At 72.3% G+C, this 2,491-nt stretch carries 2 protein-coding genes; one reads left to right on the top strand and one right to left on the bottom strand.

Annotation, left to right across the window (positions count from 1 at the left end; translation table 11 throughout):
* Nucleotides 1-108: 108 nt before the first annotated feature.
* Nucleotides 109-1,425: a DUF2252 domain-containing protein gene (locus F6X68_RS32180; RefSeq protein ID WP_151457764.1), complete on the top strand. Its 1,317-nt coding sequence runs from the start codon at nucleotides 109-111 to the stop codon at nucleotides 1,423-1,425.
* A 6-nt stretch (nucleotides 1,426-1,431) separates the two neighbouring features.
* Here the strand turns inward: F6X68_RS32180 and F6X68_RS32175 are convergent, their stop codons facing one another.
* The gene (locus tag F6X68_RS32175; RefSeq protein ID WP_151457763.1) at nucleotides 1,432-2,478 is read right to left on the bottom strand and encodes a glucose 1-dehydrogenase; all 1,047 of its coding nucleotides are present in this window, start codon (nucleotides 2,476-2,478) and stop codon (nucleotides 1,432-1,434) included.
* Between the last annotated feature and the right edge of the window lie 13 nt (nucleotides 2,479-2,491).

Genomic DNA, 2,491 nt, shown 5'->3' with positions numbered 1-2,491 from the left:
CTCGGCGGAGTCGCTGACCGCCCCGCCGGTCCGCCCGCCCACCCCCTGAGCCGTACCGTCCGGTCGGACGAGGGCCCCGGCTGGCCGGCGGGGGCTAGCCTGCGCACCATGAACCACTCCGCCGACCAGCGTTCCGCCCACATCGTCGACGTGCTCACCGAGGAGTTCGGCGCGTCGATGGCTCTCGACCCGGCAGCCTTCCGGCGCAAGTTCCGCAAGATGGCCGCGTCCCCGTTCGCCTTCTACCGGGGCAGCGCCTCGCTCTTCTACGCCGACCAGGTCGGCGACTTCGCCGACGACCGGTTCCTCGACGACCGGACCAGCCGGGTGTGGATCCACGGCGACCTGCACGCGGAGAACTTCGGCACGTACATGAACGCGTCCGGGCAGCTCGTGTTCAACGTCAACGACTTCGACGAGGCGTACGTGGGGCCGTTCAGCTGGGACCTGAAGCGGCTGGCGGCCAGCGTGGCGCTGATCGGCTACGCCAAGGCGCTCTCCGATCGGGCGATCAGCGACCTGGTCACCGGCTTCGCGCGGTCGTACCTGACCGAGCTGCGCGCCATCGCCGAGGGGGGCGACGACGCGATCGGCTCGATCACCCTGGACAACGCCGACGGGGTGCTCCGCCGGGTGCTCCAGCAGGCGCGGCTCAACACCCGGGTCGACCTGCTCGCCACGCAGACCACCATCGACAACTACGAGCGCCGGTTCTCGCTGGGCGACGGCGTCTTCGAGATCGACGCCGAGACCCGGGAGCGGGTCTGCGCCGCGTTCGAGGACTACCTCGGCACGCTGCCCGCCTCCTCCGCCCAGCTCCGTCCCGTGGCCACCCAGATCAAGGACGTGGTGCTGCGCAAGGGGGTGGGTATCGGCTCGGCCGGGCTGCCGTCGTACAACCTGCTGCTGGAGGGGCACACCCAGGCGCTGGAGAACGACGTCGTCATCTACATGAAGCAGGCCCAGGTGCCGGCGGTGGCCCGGCACATCGCCGACGAGGCGGTCGCGGGCTACTTCCAGCACCAGGGGCACCGCACCGCCGAGTCGCAGCGGGCACTTCAGGCGCACGCCGACCCGTGGCTGGGCTTCACCGAGCTGGACGGGGCCGGGCAGCTCGTCGCCGAGGTGTCCCCGTACGCGGCCGACCTCGACTGGGCCGACGTGAACGAGCCGGAGGACCTGGCCGGCGTGCTGACCGACCTGGGCCGGGCGGTCGCCCGGATGCACTCGGTGGCCGACGACGAATCCAGTCACGACCTGGTCGACTACTCCACGGAGGAGGCGATCGTGGCGGCGGTGGACGCCGACGAGGCGGGCTTCGTGACGCACCTGGTCGACTTCGCCCACGCGTACGGCGTCCGCGCCCGGCAGGACCACCAGCTCTTCGTCGACCTGTTCCGCAACGGCCGGCTGCCCGGCCTCTGAGCGGCGTCAGGAACCGAACTCCAGCACCACCTTGATGTCGTCCGGCTCGGAGGTGTACGCCCCGGTGTACGCCTCCACCGGCACCCGGCGGGTGATCAGCGCGTCGAGCCACGACCGGTCGGCGCGGGCCAGCGCCGCGGCGGCGAGGTCCCAGTGCCGGCGGTTGGCGTTCACCGAGCCGAACACCACGTTGTTCTCCAGCACGAGCGCGCGGTTGAGCGCCCCGGCGTCGAGGTCGATGGTCCGCCCGCCGCTGGAGACGCCGGTCAGGCAGACGATGCCGGTCGGCGCGGCCTTGTACATCACGTCGAGGACGACGACCGGCGCCCCGGTGCACTCCAGCACCACGTCCGGCTCGAAGTCCAGCTCGCTGACGGGCACGGTGTGGTAGGTCGCCCCGAGCGCCCGGACCAGATCCGGCTTCGGCCCGGTGGTGTTGCGGTCCAGCACGTGCACGGCGAGCCCGCGCTGCGTGGCGAGCAGCGCGGCCAGCAGGCCGATCGGCCCGGCCCCGGTGACCAGTACGGTCTGCGGCTGCCACTCGGCGCGGGCACCGATGCGCTCGATGTGCTCCCACGCCTTCGCCACCACGCTGGTCGGCTCCAGCAGCATGCCGACCGAGGCGAGGGCCCGATCCAGCCCCACGGCGAACCGGGGTTGCAGCCGCCAGCGGTCCCGGGCGAAGCCGGGCAGGGCCTTGATGCCGTGCTCGGTGAACCGACCGTTGCGGCACATGTCCCACTCGCCGACCGCGCAGTTCGGGCAGGGCACCGGGTCGGGGTGCCGGACGACGCCCGCCACCAGGTCGCCGGGTTGCAGCGTGCCCGACGGGTCCTCCAGCACCCGGCCCAGCGACTCGTGCCCCAGCACAAGCCGGTCCGCGCCGGGCGGCGCCTCGCCGTAGTCGCCGGCGATGATCTCGTGGTCGGTGCCGCAGATCCCCACCGCCAGTGCCTCGACCAGGATCGCGCCCTCCTCGGGCGGCGGCTCCGGATGATCGTCGACCAGCCGCAGCGAGTCGGCGACACCCGGGTTGACAGTCACAGCGCGCACGCCCTCATCCTTC

The organism is Micromonospora sp. AMSO12t, from assembly GCF_008806585.1.
Taxonomy (GTDB): domain Bacteria; phylum Actinomycetota; class Actinomycetes; order Mycobacteriales; family Micromonosporaceae; genus Micromonospora; species Micromonospora reichwaldensis.
This window is presented reverse-complemented; position numbering and strand designations above follow the sequence as displayed.